The organism is Haloferula sp. A504 (assembly GCF_044385805.1).
Lineage (GTDB): Bacteria > Verrucomicrobiota > Verrucomicrobiia > Verrucomicrobiales > Akkermansiaceae > Haloferula.
In genome coordinates this window covers 1-21,580 of sequence record NZ_JBISBU010000003.1, presented here as the reverse complement: position 1 = coordinate 21,580, position 21,580 = coordinate 1, and the positions used below count along the sequence as shown (strand labels likewise).

Here is a 21,580-nt window from a genome sequence, read left to right as displayed (position 1 = left end):
GCAAGCTACGGAACCCCACCGCCCTGCCAAGAACGGAGTCGATCCTTCACGAACCCGACTGCGGACCGAAGCCGGCAAGCGCACGGGCGGTGACCCTTTCCCCGTCCAGCTTGGGATCCGTTCCGTAAACCCCGCCCTGCTCGGCGGAGGGAAGCTGCGGACGATGCCGCCCGCCCTCGTGGAACCATGCATTCTCCCGGAACGCAAAGCTCCCGGCCTCCGTGTTGGGCCCCACGTTCACCGCCACGCGGTTGTCCTCCGGAAAAACGATGATGTTCCGTTCGATCCGCCCGTTGCGGCAGGCACCGAATTCCGGCACCGGCTGCTCCTGGAGAATCCGGAACGCCCACTTCTCCGGCCGCAGGATCAAGTTGTGCCGCACCGCGCCCTGGTCAGCCGTGACGAAGGCCACCGCACACTGTCCGCCGACGAACACGTTGTGGGCGACCGTGATGTCGCTCGCCTCGAAGCGGGTCACCTCGGGCCGGAAGTACGGCTTTCCCGTGCTTCCGCCGAGATTGATGGCCCGCAGGCCGGCATCCTCGAACCGCGTCCGGAAAACCGTGATGCCCCGCGTGCCCCCCTTCATCTGGATGCCGGACATGGAGTCGTGCCCTTCGAGTCCGCGGATGATGCAGCCGGTCACCTTTCCATCGCGGCAGCCGACCATGTCGATCGCCGAGCCACCCCAGCCTTCGATCCGGCAGCCCTTCACCTCGAAGTCGACCAGCCCCGACATCTTGATGCCGTCGTGGTTCCCCCGCGGCCCGGTGCGGAGGACCACCAGGTCTTCGATCACCACGCCCTTCACGGCTTGGTCAAGCCGCCCCGCGTCGTCGAAGTTGAATCCGTTCCCCGGATACCCCTCGGCCCGCAACCCCTTCACCTTCCAGTGCGGGCAGGCCGAAAACTGGATCGCGGTCGAGCCGCCCCCGCGCAACCACACCTCGCCCTCCGCCCGCAGGACGATCGGGCGGTCCGCCGTGCCAGCCCGATCGCGGACCTGAATCCCCCCGCGGTAGCTGCCCGCCTTCACCACGATTTCATCCCCCGGCTTCGCCGCCGCAAGCGCCCCGCGCAGCGAAGCATCGTCGTCCACCGTCACGGCAATGACCGAGGATGCCGCCAAAAGCCAACAGAGCAGGACGTTCATCGGGCAAACGTAGTCCGGACGAACCTCGGTCGAAAGCATGAAACCAAGCACCTCGCAGCGCCATCGAACTCTTCCCATGAGCCCCAAGCTTGCACTTCACTATTAAAGCCGGGAGGCCCGTCGGGTGCACTCGGTGCTTGAACCTGGGTAAATCTCTTCGAGGGGAAATTCAATTCTTCCAGAGGGCACCGTAGGGGTCAAAGACCCAAGTGTCATTCACCTTCTTTGCATCGACAATGGGACCGCCACCCCATAGCGGACCTCTACAGTAGCCAGCGGTGACGACGATCTGCTCAGACGTGCCCTTGATCTCAGCAAAATACTTGGCCGCTGTTAGCGCGGGTCACCTCCGCTATCTTATTGAGCTTGGACTATTTTTCGTTTGGTGGCGTGACGACGATCCATGGTGCCGAACTGGAACTCGCTCGGAAACCATTTTTCTTCGCCCAATCCTTCAGCGTCGAGCGGAAGATCTCCTTCCCTTCGTGTTCAACGACGATGGTGCCCGCAAGCGATCTAGAATAGGTCGACTTCCCGTCGGTTGTAGTGCTGGTCCATCCGCCAAAATAGAAGACCACTGCCACGCCTTCACCATTGGTATCGACCGGCTTACCAAGGGAATCAGGAAGCAGTTTCGTTTGGCGCTCAGGATCGATCTCGAGTTCTTCGTAGGTTCCGGCTCCCTCCAATCGCACCTTGGCACCTTGAATCGGGGTTCTGGAATCAGGATCGATCACCTGGACCATCACAGGAAAGAACCCCTTGCCGTCAGCATTGATGGCAGCGCTCGCCACGGTGGCACCCGCGATCCATGCGAGGATGATTGACTTCATGATTTCTGGCCCAACATTTGAAGACAGTCGACCCCAACCCCACGAAGCGCCGAAACTGTCCCGTTGCCCGGATTGAATCGTCAAAACCAGGGTGCGACAAGACCGCTCCAAGAGGACTTCGTCGCCGACTTGTCGAGCGTCAGGGTTCCGGCTTTGTCCATTCGATCATGCGCTCCCGAAGTTCTTCGCTGAATGCGTCCAGGTCTTCGCGCGTCATCATGCCGACGGCGAGCATCTGGATGATGAATTGTCTCATCCTGCTGCGCGAGTGCCCATCCAGGCACGCTCGAAGCGCTTTGGCGATCTCCCCAACCTGCTCCTCAAGATCCCAGAACCTCTCGGCAGGAGAGCGTTCCCCGTCCGCCAGGATCGTGGCCAACTCCTCAATCCGACCGCGAAGGTATCGCTCCCGGAGAATCGGGGCCAACTTGCGAAATGCCTTCCAGTCTTTCTCGTCCGGTCCGTCGTGCATGAATTCAATCTCTTCCACCCAGAGTCAACGTCCTCCCACACCTGCCGTGGACGCGACTTCGACGACAGTTTGAGGACTGGGTGGTCATGGTGGTTCGAGCTCGCCGCGGAGCAGATGTCAGGAACGGCGCCTTTTTCGCTCTTCTTGTTCGGAATGGGTGCTCACATACTCCAGTGCGGCGTGAGCGAGAAAATCCGACCGGGTATCACCCGTCTTCGACGCAAAGGAATCGATCTGCACCAGCAACCTCTCGGGGAGGGTGATGTTGACGCGCTTCGCCTTGCCGGAAAGCTTGGACAGATCGACATCGACCAAGGCCCAGATCCCCCCGGAAAACTCGCGTTTCGATCGGTGGTTCTCGATGGGCTGTCCCCGGGGAATGGGCTCACCGTCGATCAGAAGTCCCTCGACGTGGCATTCGATCGCTTCAACCGCATTGCTCAGGGCATCGTCGGCCGTCTCGCCAGCGGAAAAGCATCCCGGCAGATCGGGAACCGTGACTCCGTAATCGGAGTCCTTGTCTTTGTGAATGACGACTGGAAGTCTCATGAATCTCAGGGTGGCCAGTCCCTGCCGGCTTGGTGGAAGGTACTCCGAAGGAACCCTGCGTGACAAGATGCCTGCCAATGGATTCTCATTCAAGCACCCTCCCGCATTCCCCGGGATCGCCTGCCTGTCTTTCGGATCGCTCCCAAACCGTCGGGCGCGTCAGCGTCGCGCGGTCCTTCAGCGGCTCCAGCGGGCGCCGCCGACCGCTTCGTTGCCGCCGACCGAGGTGACGATCGCCGATCCGGCATCGCTGCGGTTCAGCCTTGCCAGCGCGGCGACGGTCTGCAGGCCGGCGGAGGCCCCGAGCGACTCGCCGAGCACGCGTCGCAGGGAAAAGCGCGGACCACTCCAGGACACCGAGTTTTCCGGCAAGTCGAAGCGCCCGACCCCGACACGGCCGTCGGCCCAGACGGTCGCACCGTCATCTTCGGCTTCCAGTTCCTGCCAGAGTCTTGCGAACGCCGCAACCCGGTCGGACTCGCCGGCGTAGTTCACGGAATCCGGCACCGCCATGAGCTGTGGACCTGCGCCATCCTTCTCAAGCACGACCGCCGCCGCCCCCTCCGCCGGCAACATACGGGAGCTGTAGTAGCCCATCGCCTCGGCGCTGAGCCAGTCGGCCTCCTCCGGGGAAACGACCACGCACAGGTCGCAGTCGCCCCGCTCCAGCCATTCGGCCGCCAGCTCGAGGCCGGTGAAGAACTCCGCCCCGTCGCCGACCAGCGTGTCATTGGGCGCGTGGCTGTGGGCCACCGCCGAGAGGTGGCTCGAGGGGGCGTTGTAAACCGTTTCGGGAAAGAGGATCGGGCTCGCGGTGGCAGGGGCTTCCAGCACCTCGCCGTAGAACCGGTTCGAGTAGTTCACGCAGCCGTTCATCATCGTGCAGACCACGCCGAGGCGCAGGTCCCCGGCCTTCACCGCCTCGAAACGCTCGACACCCAGGGCCTCGTACATCGCCGCCGCAGCGAACTTGCCCACCGCGCTGGCGCGGCGGAGTCGCGGGTCGCGGGGCAGTTTCGACCGATCCTCCAACTTCGGCACCCGCAGCACCGGTGTGCGGACGACTTCCCCGCCGGTGGTGGTCCGCTCGAATTCACCGACCTCCGGACGCTGGTTCGCATCGAGCGCCGCCATCATGGGCTCGAGCCCCCAACCCGCGGGCGAGACCGCGCCAATTCCCGAGGCGGTGATGCGGCTCATGCCGGGACCTCCCTTCCAAAGATCAGGGTCGCATTCGCTCCACCGAAGCCGAAGGAGTTCGTCAGCGCATGCCGCACCTCGACCTCGCGGGGTTCGCGGACGAGATCGAAGGTCACCGCCGGATCGACCTCCCGGACGCCGAGGCTCCCGGGGAGCCACTGGCCCTCGAGGGTCATCAGGCAGATCACCGACTCGACCGCGCCGGCACCGCCGAGAAGGTGGCCGATGGATGACTTGGTGGAACTCAGGCGGATCTTCCCCGCGGCGTCCCCGGCCCAGCGGCGGACCGCTCCGGCCTCGGCGACATCGTTGAGCGGCGTGCCGGTGCCGTGGGAGTTGATGTAGTCGATCTGCTCCGGCTCCAGCCCCGCCATGCGCGTCGCCTCGGTCATCGTCAGCAAGGCGGCATCGCCCTCGGGATGCGGCTGGGTAAGGTGGTGGATATCGGTCGCCGCCCCGTAACCGAGCACGCTGGCCCGCATCCGGGCACCCCGCTCGCGGGCGGCCTCGAGGCTTTCGACCACGACGAATCCCGCCCCCTCGCCGATCGCCAGACCGTCCCGCGCGGCATCGAAGGGACGCGGCACGCCGGAGGGCGACAGGGCCTGCAGGGAATCGAAGCCGGCGAAAACCAACTGCGCGAGACCGTCGTAGCCGCCCGCCAACACCCGGTCGGCCTTTCCTTCCCGAATCATCTGGAAGGCATGGCCGATGGCATTGGCGCCCGACGCGCAGGCGTTGGAAATGATCCGCAAGGGGCCGGCCACACCGAGCTCCGCCATCATCCGGGTCAGCTGACCCTGCGGCTGATAGCACTCGACCCTTCGAAACTGGCCCAGCCGTTCGCCGGCGATCGCATGCCGGTAAAAATCCTCGCCGATCGGCATCGCGCCGGCCGAGGTGCCGATGACGACCGGCATCGCGCCGGAGACGCCCGCCTCGTCGAGCGCCTCGCGGGCCGCCACGAGCGCGAAACGGGTCCCGCGATCCATCCGCTCCCAGGCCCGCGCGCCGACACCCGGCGGCTTTTCCGGCAGCACCGCCTGGCCGGCGGATTTCGTCCGCTGCTGCGAGACGTCGAACAGATCGACCTCGCGGAAGGCGGTTCGTCCTTCCCGGAAACCGGCGGCATTCTCGGACATGCCCAGCCCCATCGAGGTCACGATCCCGGCACCGGTGATGACCACCGGTCGGGCGTGTTCAAGGCGGGGAGAATCGGCGCGGTAAGCCACAATCGTTGGAATTCAGGCTGGCGGTCGGGCGAAAGCCGCAGCAAGACAACGGCCAGCGAGCTTGTCAAATGCTGCTTAACCGTTGGAAGGAAACCCTGGCGCGATCCCACGACCGTCCCGCAATCTTTGATGGCGACGAGGTGATCCGTTTCCGCGACCTCGATGAGCAGCTCGGCGAGCTCCCCGAAGCCGACGGCCCGGTGGTCGCCAGCGGCTCCGCCCGCGAGCTTGTAATCGCCACCCTGCGCGGCTGGCGCGACCGGGTGCCGGTGCTGCCGGTCGAGCGCGCCGGGGCCCGCCTGCCGGCGCTGACCGACATTCCCGAAGGCGTCGCCCACCTCAAGCTGACGCCGGGCACCGACGGCATGCCGCGCACGGTCCGCTTCACCGCCTCGCAGATCGCCGCCGATGCGGACCGGATCGTCCGGGCGATGGGGCTGACCCCCGAGATCCCCAATTTGGCCACGATCTCGCTGGCCCACTCCTACGGCTTTTCCTCGGTCGTCCTGCCCCTGCTGCTCCACGGCATTCCCCTGCGCACGGTCGAAGTCCCCTTCCCGGCCGTGGTCGCCGCGGCGTGGGCCGGGCACGAGGCGATGGTGGTCCCGGCCGTGCCCTCGATGTGGCGGGCCTGGCTGCGCTCGGGGATCCTGGAAAACGCCCCCATCCACCTCGCCGTTTCCGCGGGAGCCCCGCTGCCGCTCGACCTCGAGCGCTCGGCGTGGGAAGCGCACGGGCTCAAGCTCCACAACTTCTACGGCGCCTCCGAATGCGGGGGCATCTCATGGGACCCGACACCGGAACCGCGCACGGAGGCCACCGACCTCGGCGAGCCGCTGCCCGGGGTCAAGGTCTCCCTCGACGAGAACGGACGCTTCCTGATCGAGTCCGACTCGGTCGCCCTCGGCTACGACCACTCGCGAAACGGCGTGAAACTCGGCGGCGGAAAGTTTCTCACCACCGATGTCGGGCGACTGGAGAACGGCCGCCTCCACCTCGACTGCCACGCCGACGGCCACATCAACGTGGCGGGTCGCAAGATCGGCCCGGGCCGCGTCGAGGCGGTGCTTCTCGGCACCGGGCTCGTGAACAGGATCCGGGTCTTCGGCATCCCGAGCCAGGATCCCGAGCGGGTCGACGAGGTCGCCGCCCTGGTCCCAGTGGACACCGATCTCGCCGCCCTCCGCTCCGCCGCCACCGCGGAGCTGGCCGGCTGGGAGACTCCGCGGCAGTGGTTCACCGATCCCACCGCATGGAACCTTTCCCGCATGGAACTGCGCAAGCGCTTCGCCTCCAGGCGTTCGTAGTTCCTGCTTCAGCAGGTCTTCCGCATCATTCGGGGGAAGGCCCGCTACGCTCCGTCGGATAGATGCCTCGACCGCAGCGCCCGCAGCCGGCGGAACCACACCACCGAAACCACCAGCACCCCGATCAACATCAGGGCGCGCGGTCCGTCCACCGGCACCAGGATGGCGGTCGTCACCACCTCCACGGTCACCAGGCAGAACACGAACACCAGAATCGCCCCGCCCTTCGCCTTCGACGCCACCCACGCCCCGAAGGGCGCGCCCACCGCCACCACCGGGGCCGCCACCGCCCAGTATTCCCAGACCACCCCGATCGGTTCGGGCAGCAGCAGCCGGAACATGAAGGCCACCAGGGAAATCACCCCCATGGTCACCACCGAGGTCGGCACCGCCACCCGCTCGTCGAGTCCGTAGCCCAGCGTCATCAGCACGAAGCACAGCATGTCCGCACCCGCTCCGAGTTGGGATGCCACCAGGCCACCGACCACGCCCACCACGACGAAGCGGATCGCGTCCCGCCGCGTCCACGCCACCACCTCGGCCTCGGGACGGTGGCGGCGTTTCCAGTGCGACCGGTAGAGCGTGATCGCGAACACCAGCAGCAGCGAGGAAAACGCGAGCTTCGGGACGTTGCGGGGCAACTCGATGAACGCCAGCCCGAGCATCACCCCGGGAATCGCGCCGAGCAACGTCCAGCGGATCACCCGGAAGTTCACCCGGATCCCCCGGGTCAGGATGAAGATCGCCGCCATGTTCATCCCCACGGCTTGGATCATCAGTCCGAAAAGCGCGGCATCCTTGGTCGGGATCGACAGCAACTTGGTGAAAACCGGATACGCCACCGCGCCGCCGCCCGCCGGCGTCGATCCCGCCACGAAGGAGCCGAACACCATCGTCAGGGCCATCGGCCAACGCGTGAGGAACAGGCCCCAGGCATCGGCCATCGCCATGGCCACGACCCACGCCAGCCACACTCCGGCGAGCACCGCCGGGTAGATCCAGAACCGCCGGGCGGCGGGTTGACCCGGAGCACTCACGCTTGTCCGCTGAGCATCACCTTGGCGCTGGCAAGTTTCCGCCCCGCCGACTCGATCTCTCCGGAGATCTGGATCATCCCGCCGAGCCGTCCCTCGACCTCGACCCGGATTTCCAGCGTCTGGCCCGGCTCGGCGGCGCCGAGGATTTTCGCCCCGCGGATGCCGGTCAGGAGCAGGCCGTCCATCGCGCCATGCTCCGGGTCGCTCTGCGCCGCGACCCCGCCGAGCTGGGCGATGGCCTCGACCAGGATCACGCCCGGCATCAGCGGCTGCCCGGGAAAATGTCCGGCGAGAAAGGCCTCGTCGCCCCGCACCCGGTAGCGGCCGTGCGCCGAGCGCCCGGGATCGATCTCCACAAGTTCATCCACGAACCGGAACTCGGGACCGTGGGGCAGTGCTTCCAGCTCGGACATCGCCGAATCACTGTCACTCCTCGCCCGCTTGGCAAGCGCGCTTCCGAAAAAGCACGAAGCCCGCCCCTCAATTGAACCTTGGCCCGCCCCCGGCCGGGCCGCTAGTCTGGCGCCGTGTCACCCCCTCCCGAAACCGCCGTCGGCGATTCGGCGTCGCTCCCGGTATCCGGTCGCGGCTGGTGGTGGTGGCCCCTGGAAACGCTCGCCGCCCTCGGAGGCGTCGCCTACTGGGGCGTCTTCGGACTGCTTTTCACCGTGGCCGCACTGCCTCTCTGCCTGCTGCTTCCCAAGCGCCGGGCCGAGCGCCTCGGGCGCACCCTGCTGAACCGGGCGTTCCGGATCTTTGTCGGCTACCTGCGGGTCACCGGCCTGGTCCATGCCGACCTCGACTCGCTCAAGCCGCTCCGTGAACGCCGCGACCCGGTCATCATCGCGCCCAACCACACCTCGCTGTGGGATGCGGTCTTCGTCATTTCCTGCCTGCCGCAGCCGATCTGCATCATGAAGGACAGCATCCTTCGCAATCCCTTCCTCGGCGGTGGCGCCCGCCTCGCGGGCTACATCCCGAACGGCAGCTCGTCACGCTTGGTGCGCGACGCCGCCGACGCCCTCGACCGCGGCGGCCAGTTGCTGCTTTTCCCCGAGGGCACCCGCACCCGCCGCGACCGGCGCTGGATCAACCCGCTCAAGGGCGGCTGCGCGCTGATCGCCCGCCGGGCCGGCGTCCCCGTGCTGCCCGTCTTCGTCCGCAGCAACACCCGCTTCATGGAAAAGGGCTGGCCGCTGTGGAAGCGGCCGGACTTTCCCATCCGGATCAGCTTCGAGCTCGGCGACGCCCTCGAACCTCAGGCCGACGAGTCCGCCCGGGACTTCACCCGGCGCCTGCAGCAGACCTACGAGGACCACCTTTCCCGCCCCCACAAGCTGCGCCGCCAGATCCAGGAGTAGGAGTTCCATTCCGCATTCGACAAGCCGCCTCCGCCGCCCCTAGGCTCCGCCGCCGCGGTCGGGAAGACGGTCTTTCCACCGCCCCATTCCCCGCCTCATGAAAGCCATTCTCGCTCTCGAAGACGGCCGCCTTTTCGAAGGACGTGCCTTCGGCGCAACCGGCACCCGCACCGGTGAAATCTGCTTCAACACCTCGATGACCGGCTACCAGGAGGTCATCACCGATCCGTCCTACCGCGGCCAGATCGTCACGATGACCTACCCGCAGATCGGCAACTACGGCGTGAACCCGGACGACGCCGAGTCCGCCTCCCCGCACGTCCGCGGCTTCGTCATCGGCGAGCTTTCCCCCATCGCCTCGAACTACCGGTCGCGCCAGACGCTGGCCGAGTATTTCACCGAACACGGCATCCTCGGCATCGAGCACGTCGATACCCGGGCCCTCACCAAGCACCTCCGGTCGCTGGGGGCGATGCGGGCGTGCCTGAGCACCGAACTCACCGCCGAGGAAGCAATCGCCGCCGCGAAGGCCTCGCCGTCGATGGAGGGGGCCGACCTGGTCAAGGAGGTCACCTGCGCGGAAACCTTCCCGTGGGAGGATGATTCACGCCGCTTCGCCCTGCCCAACACCGTCACCGGACAGGAAGGCAACTGGGCCGATCTCCCGCCGATCCGCAGCCGCATCGTCGCCTACGACTTCGGCATCAAATACAACATCCTGCGCCGCCTGCGGCAGGTCGGCTTCGAGGTCGAGGTCGTCCCCTCCACGACGCCGGCCGACGTCGTTCTCGGCAAGAACCCCGACGGCATCTTCCTCTCCAACGGCCCGGGCGATCCGGCCGCCCTGGGCTACATCCACGAGGAGGTGAAGAAGCTGATCGGGAAAAAGCCGATGATGGGCATCTGCCTCGGCAACCAGATCCTCGGCCACGTCTTCGGCGGCAAGACCTTCAAGCTCAAGTTCGGCCACCGCGGCGCCAACCAACCGGTCAAGGACCTGCGCACCGGCAAGATCTCCATCACCTCCCAGAACCACGGCTTCGCCGTCGACCCGGAGTCCTTCGACACCAGCGTCGAGGTCACCCACATCAACCTCAACGACGACACCGTCGAGGGCATCCGCCACAAGGATTACCCGGTCTTCAGCGTCCAGTACCACCCCGAGGCCGCCCCCGGCCCGCACGACGCGACCTACTTCTTCGACGAGTTCGCCGACCTGGTCGAGCAGTCGAAGTAAGTTCATCGCCTCTCTGCACTGATCACCGATCACTGATCACCGATCACTTTTCATGAACACCATCGTCACCGGTCTCCAGTGGGGAGACGAAGGAAAAGGCAAGATCGTCGACTACCTGACCGAATCCGCCGACGTCGTCGTGCGCGGCCAGGGCGGCAACAACGCCGGCCACACGGTCATCGCCAAGGGCACCAAATACGTCCTGCACCTGCTGCCCTCGGGCATCCTCTGGGACGGCAAGACCAACGTGATCGGCAACGGCGTGGTCCTCGACCCGATCGGCCTGGTCGCCGAGATCGAGCGACTCGAGGGCCAGGGCATCGCCATCACTCCGGAGAAACTCCTCATCTCCGACCGCTGCCACGTCGTCCTGCCGCTGCACAAGGAACTCGACGCCGCCCGCGAGGCCGCCCTCGGCGATCGCAAGATCGGCACCACCAAGCGCGGCATCGGCCCGGCCTACGCCGACAAGATCAACCGCAACGGCCTGCGCGTCGCCGACCTGCTGGATGAATCTTACTTCCGCGAGATGCTCGCGCACCGCACGGCGGAGGCCAACGAGGTGCTCGCCAGGTTCGACCTTCCGACCTTCGACGCGGAGCAGCAGGCCGACGAGGTGCTCGCCGCCTTCGCCCGCCTCCGACCGCACGTCACAAACACCATCGCCTCCCTCCACAAGTCATGGAAGGCCGGCGACAACATCCTCTTCGAGGGTGCCCAGGGAAGCCTTCTCGACATCGACTACGGCACCTTCCCCTTTGTCACCTCCTCGAACACCACCGCCGGCGGTGCCTGCACCGGCACCGGCCTGCCGCCCACCTCGATCGACCAGGTGATCGGCGTCTGCAAGGCCTACACGACCCGCGTCGGCGCCGGCCCCTTCCCGTCGGCCGACGAGGGCCTTTCGGACTACCTCCACGATCTCGGTCGCGAGTTCGGCGCCACCACCGGTCGCGCCCGCGGCTGCGGCTGGCTCGATGCCGTGCTGCTCCGCCACGGCTGCATGGTCAACGGCACCACCGGCCTGGCCGTCACCAACGTCGACGGCCTCGACCAGTACGAGACGCTGAAGATCTGCGTCGGCTACGACATCGACGGCACCCGCCACGATCTGCCGCCGGCCGACCGCCATGCCTGGGATCGTGCCACCCCGATCTACGAGGAAGTTCCCGGCTGGATGAGCGACACCACCGGCTGCACCCACTACGACGATCTTCCGGAGAACACCAAAGGCTACCTCCGCCGCCTGTCCGAACTCTGCGACACGCCGATCCAGTTCGTCGGGGTCGGGCCCGACCGGGTGCAGACGCTGGTCGTCGCCACGGGCTGAGTCCTCGACGGAAATCGCGGCATTTTCCCGGTTCGTTCTTCATTTCTTCACCCGGGCGCGCTGTCATCAGCCTCCGATGCCTCCCAAACCCACAGTCCCCGAGCACATCGCCGTCATCATGGACGGCAACGGACGCTGGGCCAAGGAACGCGGCCTGCCCCGACGCGAGGGTCACCGGGCGGGTGCCGAGTCGGTCCGCGAATGCGTCGAGGCGTGCAAGCAGCTCGGCGTGAAATACCTCACGCTCTATGCCTTTTCCTCGGAAAACTGGAGCCGTCCGGCCGACGAAGTCTCGGCCCTGATGAACCTCCTCGAACGCTTTCTCGAACAGAAGGCCGAGGAGATGATGAAGCAGAACGTCCGGCTGCGGGCGATCGGCCACCTCGACCGCCTTCCCGAGAAGACCCGCAACAAGCTGCGCGATGCCATGGCCCGCACCGCGGACAACACCGCGATGACCCTCGTCCTCGCCCTGTCCTACGGATCGCGCGAGGAGATCACCGAGGCCGCCCGCGCCATGGTCCACGAGGCCGTTGAAGGCCGGCTCGTGCCCGGCGACGTCACCCCCGAACTCGTCGCTTCCCACCTCTACACCGCCGACCTTCCGGATCCCGACCTGCTGATCCGGACCTCGGGCGAGCTGCGCGTGTCGAACTTCCTCCTGTGGCAGATCAGCTACTCGGAAATCGTGATCTACAAGAAGTTCTGGCCGGACTTCAAGCAGGCCGACCTGTTTGCCGCGGTCGAGGAATACCAGGCCCGCCACCGGCGCTTTGGTGGTCTGTAGCGGACCGCCGATCTCCGAATCGGCATTCCAGTACACCGCGCCGTCATGAAAGGCGGGCGGGCGGGCTCGGGTAATCCCAACTATGACCCTTCGTCCCTTTTTCGCCTCCGCGCTCGTGGCCGTGGCCGTGACCCTCACGCCGGCGAATGCCGAAGCCACGGCCCTCAAGGCCCACGGCGTGTTCTCCAGCAACATGGTCCTCCAGCGGGACAAGCCGATCACCATCTGGGGCTGGGCGAAGCCGGGCTCGAAGGTCTCGGTGACTTTCGGAACCGGGTCGGCCGAAGGCATTGCCGAAGGCGGACGCTGGAAAGTCGAGTTCCCGGCCCGGGAGGCCGACATCGAACCCCGCAAGCTGGTCATCAGGTCCGGCGACGAAGCCATCGAGATGGACAACATCCTCGTCGGCGACGTGTGGGTGATGAACGGCCAGAGCAACATGAAGTGGGGCCTCGAAAAAACGATCCAGTCCGATCTCGAAAGGGCCCAATCCAACCTGCCGCTGTTCCGCCGGCTCGGGATCAGCCCCAACGAGCAATCGACCCTCCAGGACGACATTCCGGCCGACAAGATCGACGGCGGAGGCTGGTTGGTCTCCGACCCGGAAACCGCGGGCAGCTTCTCCGCCATCGGCTACGCCTTTGGTTCGCGCCTTCAGCGGGCGCTCGGCATTCCCATCGGCATCATCGACAACGCCCGCGGCGGTGCCTCCATCGAGTCGCTGGTTCCGGCCCACAAGTTCGACGACCACCCGGTGGCCGCCGCCTACAAGAAGCACCTCGATCAGCGGATCGCGGAATTCGACGCGGAGGCCGAAGTCGAGCGCCAGTGGCAGAACCAGCTCAACCGCGCCAAATCCAAGGGAGTGCCCGAAGAAAAGTGGCCGAAACGGGGGACCGTCGAGGAGCTCCGCTCGTGGAACATCCCCGGCAAGAGTCCGTCCGATGCCGCCAGCTGCTACAACGGCATGTTCGGGGCCTTCAAGGGCCTCGGCATCAAGGGCGTTCTCTTCCACCAGGGCTACAACAACGCGATGGGAAGCAGCTGCCGGCCGAAACGGTACCGGGCGCTGATGCAGTTGATGGTCGAAGGCTGGCGCGAGGACTTCGAAAGCCCGGCACTGCCGGTGGGCGTCATCGGTTTCTGCGCCGGCGGCATTCCCCAGACCGAGGAGAACTTCGAGGTCTGGACCGTCGCCCCCTCGGCCTTCATCCGCGAAGCCCAGCGCCTCGGACTCGCCGATGTGGGGGATCCGGAAAACACCGCCTTTCTCCCGGCCTACGACGTCCAGATCCCCGGGCTCCATCCCTTCAAGAAGCGCGACCACGGCGAACGAGCCGCCCGCTGGGCACTGAACCGGGTCTATGATCTCAAGGTCGGCTGGGACTCGGCCTCGCTGGTGTCCACCAAGCGCGACGCTGATCGCATGGTCCTCACCTTCGACAAGAAGGTCATGCCCGACGACATGTCGACGGTGATCGAAGGCTTCGCCATCGCCGGACCCGACCAGAAGTTCTACCGCGCCCACGCCACCTGGCCGCTGACCAAGGACGCCGGAATCTGGAACACCGCGAACAAGAGCTTCGATGCCACCAAGGTGATCGTCTGGAGCCCCTTGGTGCCCGAGCCGTCCGCCGTCCGCTACGCCTGGGCGACCAGCGCGGCGGGCAACCTCAAGGTCGACGGCAAGCCCTGGCAACCGCTGCACAGCTTCCGCACCGACGACTGGGACTGGCCCGAGATCGGCCCCGAAGGCATGGCGCTCGATCGCGGTCAGCTGAAGCAACTCAACACCGAAGCCGCCGAGCGACTCGAATTCCGGCGGACCGAGGAGGCCAAGCGCGCGGTCGAGATCCTCGACCGCCTCAAAACCCTCGGCCAGGCAGGCTGATCCCTCTAGCAGGAACGCGCGACGCTGTCGCGCACCGTGGGTTCAAACACTCACTCCAGACTCCTGGCAGCTCCCAATCCAGCGGTCCAAGGCGCGACAGCATCGCGCGCTCCCGAAAATCTCCGGCCTTGCTTTCCGCGCAAAGCCGGTCATCTTTCGCGTCGTCGGCCACTTGGAACGCCGACCGCGCGCGATCCCCGCGCCCTCCGCAGCCGGCGTTCTCCGGCCTCTGGCAGCCACCGGCACCAGCTCATCCCTTTTCTCACCATCATGCCCCGCAAGAACCTGCGCGAGCGCATCCTCGAAACGATGCGCCAACGCGACTACCGCCCCCTCAACAAGTCCGAGTTCGCCCGCACGCTCGAGATTCCCTCCGACCAGCGGGCACAACTCCGCAAGGAACTCGACAAGCTCGAAGCCGACGGCGAAATCGAAGCCGGCAAGAAAGGCCGCTACGCCGCCGCCCGGCAGCCCGACGACCAACTGCGCGGCACCATCAAGTTCACCCCGAAAGGCCACGCCTGGTTCTACCCGAACCCCATCGACCTCGAGGAGATCGACCACGGCTACGACCTCGAGCCCGGCACCCGCCTCTACGTCTCGCAGCGCGACACCGGCAAGGCGATGGACGGCGACCGGGTGCAGGTCTCCCTGAAGCAGCGCCCGGTCAGTCCCAAGCAGTTCCGCCGCAACCGCAAGGGCGACGGCCGTCCGGAGACCGACAACGAGGAGCCGCGCGCGGTGGTCGAAAAGATCATCGACCGCCGCTCCGGCAAGATCGTCGGGACCTACCAGCGGAAGGGCCGCAACGCCTGGGTCCGCGCGGACGATCCCGCGATCGACGGCAACGTGGAACTGATCGGCGACACCACCGCCCGGCCGGGGCAGATGGTCGTCGTCGCCATCGAGAACTGGCAGCACACGACACCCCACGGGCGCATCATCGAAGTCCTCGGCTGGCCCGGCGACGCCGGCGTCGACATCCTCTCGATCATCCACCGGAACGGCATCAAGACGTCCTTCCCCGACGAGGTTCTCGAGGAGGCAAGGGCCATCCCCGACGAGGTGGACCCCGCCGAGGTGAAGCTCCGCGAGGACTGGCGCGACCGCCTGGTGATCACGATCGACCCCGCCGACGCCAAGGACCACGACGACGCGATCTGGGTCGAGCGCACCGGGAAGGGCTGGAAGCTTGCCGTCCACATCGCCGACGTCTCTCACTACGTGAAGCCTCGTACTTCACTCGACAAGGAGGCCATCGAACGCGGCAACTCGACGTATCTCGTCGATCGCGTCATCCCGATGCTGCCCGTCGAGCTGTCGAACGGCCTGTGCTCGCTCAAGCCGGATGTCGACCGCCTGACCAAGTGCGCCGTCCTCGAGGTTGATCACTCCGGCAATGTCTACAAGTCGCGCTTCTGCAACGCGGTGATCCATTCCCAGGCCAAGCTCTCCTACGAACAGGCCCAGGCCATCCTCGACGGCGGCCGGGCTCCGGAAGGATCCCACAAGGGCGTCGCCGACATGGTGAAGGAGGCATGGAAGATGGCCGCCGCCTTGCGCAAGCGGCGCTTCGCCCGCGGCGCGCTCGACCTCGAGATGCCCGAAATCCGCGTGATCCTCGGCGACGACGGCCGCGCGGCACGGATCGAAAACGTCATCCACACCGAAAGCCACCAGCTGATCGAGGAATGCATGCTCGCCGCCAACGAGTCGGTGGCCCGCATCCTCAAGATCCGCAACAAGCCCGCGATCTACCGGGTCCACGACGACCCCGACTTCTCCAAGCTGCAGGAGTATGGAGAGACGGCCAAGGCCTTCGGTTACCAGTTCGGCGACCTGACCAACAAGAAGCACGTCCAACAACTGCTCGACGCCGCCCGCGGCCGCCCCGACGAGCACGCGATCAAGATCGGCCTTCTCAAGTCGCTCAAGCGCGCCGCCTACTCGCCGGATCCCCTCGGTCACTACGGCCTGTCGAAGGGTGACTACTGCCACTTCACCTCGCCTATCCGCCGCTACGCCGACCTCATCGTCCACCGCGCGCTCCAGCCCTTCCTCACCAACCCGCCGAAGAAGACGGACGCCACGCCGAAACAGGTCGAGCTCACCGAGATCGCGCGCCACATCTCCGACACCGAGCGCGCCTCCGCCGACGCCGAGGGTCAATCGAAGATGATCAAGCTCCTCGACTACCTCGACCAGTGCGCCAGCGCCGAGGAGCCGGTCGTCTTCAACGGGCTCGTCACCGAGATCCGCTCGATGGGACTGATGGTCGAGGCGACCGACATCTCCACCCGCGGGGTGATCAAGCGCGAGGACCTTCCCGGCGGCCGCTGGCGTTTTGAATCGAGCACCGGACGCTACGTCGGCCCCGGCAACCGCAAGATCGAGCTTGGCCAGCGACTCAAGATGGTGGTCTCAAACATCGACCACGAACGCCGCTTCGTCGACTTCGCCCTCGCGGGTGAAGTGGAGCCGGACGGCGGCGGAAGCCGGAACCGCGGCAGAGGCGGGAAGCCGTCATCTCGCTCCGGAAACCGCAACTCCGGTGACAAGCGCCCCGCCGGCGGAAATCGCACAGGGAAAAAGTCCGCCAGGAAGCGACCGAAGAAGCTCACCCACCAGCGACGGAGAAAGCGCTGACGCCGGAGGGCTCAATTGCCCGCTGCCAGAACTCGCCCACCAGAGGCGTCAAATGCCCGTTGCCAAAGCGCTGACGCCGGACTCGGCACATGCCCGTTGCCAAGGCGCCGACGCCGGAGCCGGCACATGCCCGTTGCCAAGGCCTCGACGCGGATCCGGCACATGCCCGTTGCCAAGGCGCTGACGCCGGAGGCGTCAAATGGTGGTAGCCGGGGGTAAGCGAGGAACGAGCGCCACCCCCGGTTGCAAATCCAAGGAGCCCGCACCCCGGCAGGGGTGCCATGCACCATGGCTGTTGCCATGATTGATACCGTGACAAAATAACTTCTGGATTTCTCGGGGATTTGCTAGGGTTCGTCATGGCTGGACGAACACTGAAGCTCGGCTGCCCTGAAGTAGCAGCGGTCATTGACGAGAAACATCGAGGAGAGAAGCCCGGTTGGCGAAAGGATAGGCTTCTTGTCATCAAGTTGGCATCGCGTGGAGAGCACACCAGCCAGCAAATCGCCGAGCTTTGCGGGTTGTCGCGCTCGAAGGTGTTCGAACTGCTCAAGGCGGTGCGCGAAGGTGGACTTGATGCGATCTGGCAACGCGACCCTGGCGGACGTCCGGTGGGCTGGCGCAAGGGAGTCAGCGGGGAGGTGATGAAGGAGTTCGAAGCGAAGCTGGCCAATCACGAGTTCACGACCCTTCAGGACGCCCGTCGATGGCTCAAGAGCCACCACGGGATCGACACTTCCTACCAGAGGGTTTGGTACTGGGCAAAAAAGCTCGGAGGAGTGCTGAGGGTGCCGCGTCCCAGCCACTCCAGGAAGGATCCCGCGGCAGCCGAGGCGTTCCGCCGCGATCTCGGGGAGAAGCTTGACGGACTGGGCCTGGCGAAGGGGACCCGGGCGAAGATCTGAGTAATGGATGAAGCCCGCTTCGGGCAAAACTTAAAAGTCCAGATCTGACTTTTAATTGGTACAAGCGGGCCGACCCGATCATGTGGCCGGGCCTTCCAGGCCCGTCGCCCATCCTTTCATCCATCATGGCAACGGGGCTGGAAGCCCCGGCCACATTCGCTTGCAAGTCAGCAGCCAAATGGTGCGTTGTGGGGGCATGAAAGCTCTCGCCGCACTCGCCGCGCTCGTCCTTCCCGCCTCGGCGACCAACGTCGTCTTCATCATGGCCGACGACCTCGGCTACATGGACGTTGGCTTCAACAACCCCGAAACCTTCTACGACACCCCGCGCCTGAATGCGCTGGCGAAGGAGTCGGTCCGCTTCACCAACGGCTACGCGGCGTGCCCGGTCTGTTCCCCCACCCGCTCGTCGGTCCTTACCGGCCAATATCCCGCCCGCACGCGCAACACCGACTACTTCGGCGGCCCCAACGGCTTCCTCGAGATGCCCGCGAACTACGATCCGGCGAAGGACGGCAACTTCAAGCACTTCAAGAAGCGCCCGGTGCTTCCCGCACCCTACATCGAGAAGCTCGACGCCTCGCACACCACCCTGGCCGAGGCGCTCAAGGCCGCCGGCTACGCAACGATGCACGCCGGCAAATGGCACCTCGGCCCCGAGGGGTCCTTCCCCACCGACCACGGCTTCGACATCAACATCGCCGGCGGCCGCGGCGGCGGGCCCTACTCCGGCGACAAGTATTTCTCGCCCTACGACAACCCGCACCTGCCCAACGGACCGAAGGGCGAACACCTGCCCGACCGACTGGCACAGGAAGTCGACAAGTTCATCACCACCCACAAGGACGGGAAGTTCTTCGTCTACCTCCCCTTCTACTCGGTGCACACGCCGCTGATGGCCCCGGAGGATCTGGTCGCGAAGTACGACGCCAAACGTAAGAAGCTCGGCCTCGAAGCGGAATTCGAACCGGAACACCCGCGCAAGAACCGCACCGTCCAGCAGCACGCCATTTACGCCGGCATGGTCGAGGCGATGGACGCCGCCGTCGGCAAAGCACTAGACTCACTGGAGAAAAACGGTGTCGCCGACGACACGCTGGTCTTCTTCTTCTCCGACAACGGCGGCCTCTCGACCTCCGAGGGCTCGCCCACCAGCAATCTCCCCCTCCGCGCCGGCAAGGGCTGGACCTACGAGGGCGGCATCCGCGAGCCACTGATCGTCCGCTGGCCGGGGAAAGGCAAGGCGGGTGCCACCTGCGACGCACCGGTGATCTCGACCGACTTCTACCCGACCATCCTCGAGGCCTGCGGGCTCGACCCGCTGCCCGAACAGCATGTCGACGGCACCAGCTTCGCCAAGTTGCTCAAGAACCCGGAGGCCGGGCACGACCGCGCGCCCCTGTTCTGGCACTACCCCCACTGGGGCAACCAGGGCGGCATCCCCTCCTCCGCGATCCGCGACGGCGACTGGAAGCTGATCGATTTCTACTGGAAGAAGTCGCCGGAACTCTACCACCTCGCCGACGATCCGGGCGAACGCACGAACCTCGCCGACAAACACCCGGAGAAACTCGCCGAGCTCCAGGCGAAACTTGAAGCCTTCCGCAAGGACACCGACGCCCTGCCTCCCTCGGTGAACCCGGACGCCAAGCCGGGCTTCGACAAGTGGTAAGACGCGGACCTTTGCACGAGACGTCCGGCTGAGAACCGGCGGCTCCCTCCCCACGACGCAGAGGCCCTAGCCGGCACGCGACCCACCCACCCCTCAAAGCGAAAGGATCCCGCGGACGACGGCGTCTCCTCCCGACATGACCGGACGATCACGAATTTCGAGAGTTCATCCGCTGGGCGGATTCCTCGCCGGGCTGATCTCGCCCTTGCTGGTCTTCTCCCAGGCCACGGCCCACCCCCTGGACCAGGTGAAGGCCGAGTTCCAGGCGGCCGACGGCACCTGGAATTCCAGCCTTTGGATCGAGGCTTGGGCGACCTATCCGGAAGACGGCCCCCGGGTGCCGCCGGGGTCTCCCGGCGATCCCGACCGCGCGGGCCAAGCGTGGCTCGACTCCCTCAGCCAAGAGGACTTCGAGACGATGCAAAACCATCTGGAAGTCTTCATCCACGATGCCTTCGTCCTCACGCTGGACGGCAAGCCTCTCGAGTTCGAGCTGTCGTTGCCGGAGTTCGGAAAGGGCCGCCCCCAACTTGGACCCAACTCCCTGAACAACGCGGTGATCCGCGCCGACCTGAGCGGAGACTTTCCCGCAGGCACCTCGGGCTCGATCGCGCTGGTCTGGAACGACGACGGCGAGGAACCTCTAACGGTCGACGTCATCATTCCCCGCGAGGGGAAAAAGCCCTTCCGTCGCGTGATGATCCTCGCCCCGCGGGACGAACCCGTCGAGCTGCTGACCGTGCAGACCGATGCCCGCATCGAGCAAAGCAGGGAGGTGTCCCTGTATGCCTGGATCGTCGCTGGCTTCGAGCACATCCTGCCCAAGGGCGTTGATCATATCCTGTTCATCCTCGGGCTCTTCTTTCTGGTGCCGAAGTTCCGCCCGCTGCTTTCGCAAAGCCTGGCCTTCACGCTGGCCCACTCGATCACCCTCGCGATGGTCGTGCTCGGCGTCTTCTCGATCAACCCGAGGTTCGTCGAATCGATGATCGCCTTCAGCATCGCCTACGTCGGCATCGAGAACCTGTGGGTCAAGGAACTCAAGCCGTGGCGGGTCGCCTTCGTCTTCGCGCTCGGACTGTTGCACGGGATGGGCTTCGCCTCGGTCATGCAGGAGCTGGAAATCCCCAAGGGGGCGATCATCGAGCCGCTGGTCGGCTTCAACCTCGGCGTCGAGGCCGGTCAGGTGACTGTCCTGCTCGCCGCCTTCGCCGTGTGGTTCGTGATGGTGGCCATCCTTCGCGCCGTCCTTCCGGCGAAGGACGGACGGGAACCCGATGAGCGCGCCGCCCGGGGCATGAAGATCTTCTCGAAAACCGCCTCGGCGACGATCGCCCTCATCGGCCTCTACTGGACCTTCGAGCGGGCGCTTGGCTGATCGGCCGGTTGATCGAAAATCAACCTCGGGCCCCCACTCCAGCCCCAGTCGAGGGCGGGCGGAAAGGCGTCGCCGGAGGTGGCGCTCTGATGGTTGCCCGCGCCATTGACCTCGTAGCTGTAGCCGTAGATGGCGGAGAGGGTGGGAGCAATCCCGTAACCCGCTCCAGGCAAGCAACTCGCAGGAATCCGAAGCCGCCGAGGGCGAATCCTTCGGACAAAAATTCCGACAAGTTGACACCGGCGAAGGGTTCGATGAACCCGCGCAAACGGAAGAAACGCAGCAGCGTGATCCAGATCGGAACCGGCCCCGCCGCCGTGAAGATCTACACGATGACCCGGGCCGATGGATACTCGGAACACACCCTCGCCTGGAAGGAAGGCGGCCGGCGACGGAGGCGAAGCATCTCCTGCCCGGACGAGGCCCAAGTCGTCGCCCAGCAGATCACCGTGCGACTCACCAACGGCATCGCCACCGGTGACGAGGTAACCCGCCGGGACATCGAACTGCTCCGATACTGCGAGCAACTCGCCGCCCGCTTCGACCTCTCGCTGACCGTGGCGATGGAGGAATGGGTCCACGCCCGCAAG

Annotated in this window: 20 protein-coding genes; 11 read left to right on the top strand and 9 right to left on the bottom strand. The window is 65.8% G+C overall.

The genetic code is table 11. The annotated features are described in order from the left end of the window. Positions 1–46: 46 nt before the first annotated feature. The 6 genes from ACG2LG_RS02190 to ACG2LG_RS02165 form a co-directional block, all read right to left on the bottom strand. The gene (locus tag ACG2LG_RS02190; protein ID WP_396255918.1) at positions 47–1,231 is read right to left on the bottom strand and encodes a nitrous oxide reductase family maturation protein NosD; all 1,185 of its coding nucleotides are present in this window, start codon (positions 1,229–1,231) and stop codon (positions 47–49) included. A 293-nt stretch (positions 1,232–1,524) separates the two neighbouring features. After that, positions 1,525–1,986: a hypothetical protein gene (locus ACG2LG_RS02185; RefSeq protein WP_396255917.1), complete on the bottom strand. Its 462-nt coding sequence runs from the start codon at positions 1,984–1,986 to the stop codon at positions 1,525–1,527. A gap of 139 nt (positions 1,987–2,125) precedes the next feature. After that, positions 2,126–2,476 (bottom strand): hypothetical protein, encoded by a 351-nt coding sequence (locus ACG2LG_RS02180; RefSeq protein ID WP_396255916.1) that lies wholly within the window; start codon positions 2,474–2,476, stop codon positions 2,126–2,128. Between the two features lie 99 nt (positions 2,477–2,575). Further along, entirely contained in the window at positions 2,576–3,007 is a 432-nt protein-coding gene (locus ACG2LG_RS02175; RefSeq protein WP_396255914.1) for a type II toxin-antitoxin system HicB family antitoxin, read from the bottom strand. Between the two features lie 177 nt (positions 3,008–3,184). Then, positions 3,185–4,207, bottom strand: coding sequence for a hypothetical protein (locus ACG2LG_RS02170; RefSeq protein WP_396255913.1), 1,023 nt, complete (start codon positions 4,205–4,207; stop codon positions 3,185–3,187). Then, positions 4,204–5,439, bottom strand: coding sequence for a beta-ketoacyl-[acyl-carrier-protein] synthase family protein (locus ACG2LG_RS02165; protein ID WP_396255912.1), 1,236 nt, complete (start codon positions 5,437–5,439; stop codon positions 4,204–4,206). Before ACG2LG_RS02165 ends, ACG2LG_RS02170 begins: the two co-directional genes overlap by 4 nt. Positions 5,440–5,507: 68 nt before the next feature. On the opposite strand from ACG2LG_RS02165, the gene ACG2LG_RS02160 reads away from it, so the two are divergent. Then, the gene (locus ACG2LG_RS02160; protein ID WP_396255910.1) at positions 5,508–6,746 is read left to right on the top strand and encodes a class I adenylate-forming enzyme family protein; all 1,239 of its coding nucleotides are present in this window, start codon (positions 5,508–5,510) and stop codon (positions 6,744–6,746) included. A 44-nt stretch (positions 6,747–6,790) separates the two neighbouring features. Here ACG2LG_RS02160 and ACG2LG_RS02155 read toward each other — a convergent pair whose 3' ends face one another. Both ACG2LG_RS02155 and ACG2LG_RS02150 read right to left on the bottom strand, forming a co-directional pair. Beyond that, positions 6,791–7,783 carry a sulfite exporter TauE/SafE family protein gene (locus tag ACG2LG_RS02155; protein ID WP_396255908.1) on the bottom strand — a complete coding sequence of 331 codons (993 nt, stop codon included), beginning with the start codon at positions 7,781–7,783 and terminating at the stop codon, positions 6,791–6,793. Then, entirely contained in the window at positions 7,780–8,196 is a 417-nt protein-coding gene (locus tag ACG2LG_RS02150; RefSeq protein WP_396255907.1) for a 3-hydroxyacyl-ACP dehydratase FabZ family protein, read from the bottom strand. Before ACG2LG_RS02150 ends, ACG2LG_RS02155 begins: the two co-directional genes overlap by 4 nt. Positions 8,197–8,310: 114 nt before the next feature. On the opposite strand from ACG2LG_RS02150, the gene ACG2LG_RS02145 reads away from it, so the two are divergent. The 9 genes from ACG2LG_RS02145 (at position 8,311) to ACG2LG_RS02105 (ending at position 20,990) form a co-directional block, all read left to right on the top strand. After that, the gene (locus tag ACG2LG_RS02145; protein ID WP_396255905.1) at positions 8,311–9,144 is read left to right on the top strand and encodes a lysophospholipid acyltransferase family protein; all 834 of its coding nucleotides are present in this window, start codon (positions 8,311–8,313) and stop codon (positions 9,142–9,144) included. 97 nt (positions 9,145–9,241) lie between these two features. Continuing rightward, positions 9,242–10,381, top strand: a complete 1,140-nt coding sequence (gene carA / locus ACG2LG_RS02140) for a glutamine-hydrolyzing carbamoyl-phosphate synthase small subunit (RefSeq protein ID WP_396255903.1) — start codon at positions 9,242–9,244, stop codon at positions 10,379–10,381. Positions 10,382–10,433: 52 nt separating this feature from the next. Continuing rightward, positions 10,434–11,711, top strand: coding sequence for an adenylosuccinate synthase (locus tag ACG2LG_RS02135; protein WP_396255901.1), 1,278 nt, complete (start codon positions 10,434–10,436; stop codon positions 11,709–11,711). Between the two features lie 76 nt (positions 11,712–11,787). Next, entirely contained in the window at positions 11,788–12,498 is a 711-nt protein-coding gene (locus tag ACG2LG_RS02130; RefSeq protein ID WP_396255899.1) for an isoprenyl transferase, read from the top strand. 82 nt (positions 12,499–12,580) lie between these two features. Beyond that, positions 12,581–14,389, top strand: a complete 1,809-nt coding sequence (locus ACG2LG_RS02125) for a hypothetical protein (RefSeq protein WP_396255897.1) — start codon at positions 12,581–12,583, stop codon at positions 14,387–14,389. Between the two features lie 270 nt (positions 14,390–14,659). Continuing rightward, positions 14,660–17,035 carry a ribonuclease R gene (gene rnr, locus ACG2LG_RS02120; protein WP_396255895.1) on the top strand — a complete coding sequence of 792 codons (2,376 nt, stop codon included), beginning with the start codon at positions 14,660–14,662 and terminating at the stop codon, positions 17,033–17,035. A 359-nt stretch (positions 17,036–17,394) separates the two neighbouring features. Then, a complete protein-coding gene (locus ACG2LG_RS02115) occupies positions 17,395–17,940 on the top strand; it encodes a helix-turn-helix domain-containing protein (RefSeq protein WP_396255893.1) in 546 nt (181 codons plus the stop codon). Between the two features lie 196 nt (positions 17,941–18,136). Further along, positions 18,137–19,612: a sulfatase gene (locus ACG2LG_RS02110; protein ID WP_396255892.1), complete on the top strand. Its 1,476-nt coding sequence runs from the start codon at positions 18,137–18,139 to the stop codon at positions 19,610–19,612. A 136-nt stretch (positions 19,613–19,748) separates the two neighbouring features. Continuing rightward, entirely contained in the window at positions 19,749–20,990 is a 1,242-nt protein-coding gene (locus ACG2LG_RS02105) for a HupE/UreJ family protein (RefSeq protein ID WP_396255890.1), read from the top strand. On the opposite strand, the gene ACG2LG_RS02100 is transcribed toward ACG2LG_RS02105, so the two are convergent. After that, the gene (locus tag ACG2LG_RS02100; RefSeq protein ID WP_396255889.1) at positions 20,960–21,163 is read right to left on the bottom strand and encodes a hypothetical protein; all 204 of its coding nucleotides are present in this window, start codon (positions 21,161–21,163) and stop codon (positions 20,960–20,962) included. The genes ACG2LG_RS02105 and ACG2LG_RS02100 overlap by 31 nt on opposite strands. Before the next feature lie 81 nt (positions 21,164–21,244). On the opposite strand from ACG2LG_RS02100, the gene ACG2LG_RS02095 reads away from it, so the two are divergent. Then, positions 21,245–21,580: hypothetical protein (locus ACG2LG_RS02095; RefSeq protein WP_396255887.1), on the top strand; the 336-nt coding region annotated here is incomplete at its 3' end.

Bases quoted from the DNA above. Each gene is read 5' to 3' on its own strand.
- ACG2LG_RS02190 (WP_396255918.1), bottom strand. From the start codon at position 1,231: ATGGGAAGAGTTCGATGGCGCTGCGAGGTGCTTGGTTTCATGCTTTCG.
- ACG2LG_RS02185 (WP_396255917.1), bottom strand. From the start codon at position 1,986: ATGAAGTCAATCATCCTCGCATGGATCGCGGGTGCCACCGTGGCGAGC.
- ACG2LG_RS02175 (WP_396255914.1), bottom strand. From the start codon at position 3,007: ATGAGACTTCCAGTCGTCATTCACAAAGACAAGGACTCCGATTACGGA.
- ACG2LG_RS02170 (WP_396255913.1), bottom strand. From the start codon at position 4,207: ATGAGCCGCATCACCGCCTCGGGAATTGGCGCGGTCTCGCCCGCGGGT.
- ACG2LG_RS02160 (WP_396255910.1), top strand. From the start codon at position 5,508: ATGCTGCTTAACCGTTGGAAGGAAACCCTGGCGCGATCCCACGACCGT.
- ACG2LG_RS02150 (WP_396255907.1), bottom strand. From the start codon at position 8,196: ATGTCCGAGCTGGAAGCACTGCCCCACGGTCCCGAGTTCCGGTTCGTG.
- carA (WP_396255903.1), top strand. From the start codon at position 9,242: ATGAAAGCCATTCTCGCTCTCGAAGACGGCCGCCTTTTCGAAGGACGT.
- ACG2LG_RS02135 (WP_396255901.1), top strand. From the start codon at position 10,434: ATGAACACCATCGTCACCGGTCTCCAGTGGGGAGACGAAGGAAAAGGC.
- ACG2LG_RS02130 (WP_396255899.1), top strand. From the start codon at position 11,788: ATGCCTCCCAAACCCACAGTCCCCGAGCACATCGCCGTCATCATGGAC.
- ACG2LG_RS02125 (WP_396255897.1), top strand. From the start codon at position 12,581: ATGACCCTTCGTCCCTTTTTCGCCTCCGCGCTCGTGGCCGTGGCCGTG.
- rnr (WP_396255895.1), top strand. From the start codon at position 14,660: ATGCCCCGCAAGAACCTGCGCGAGCGCATCCTCGAAACGATGCGCCAA.
- ACG2LG_RS02115 (WP_396255893.1), top strand. From the start codon at position 17,395: ATGGCTGGACGAACACTGAAGCTCGGCTGCCCTGAAGTAGCAGCGGTC.
- ACG2LG_RS02110 (WP_396255892.1), top strand. From the start codon at position 18,137: ATGAAAGCTCTCGCCGCACTCGCCGCGCTCGTCCTTCCCGCCTCGGCG.
- ACG2LG_RS02105 (WP_396255890.1), top strand. From the start codon at position 19,749: ATGACCGGACGATCACGAATTTCGAGAGTTCATCCGCTGGGCGGATTC.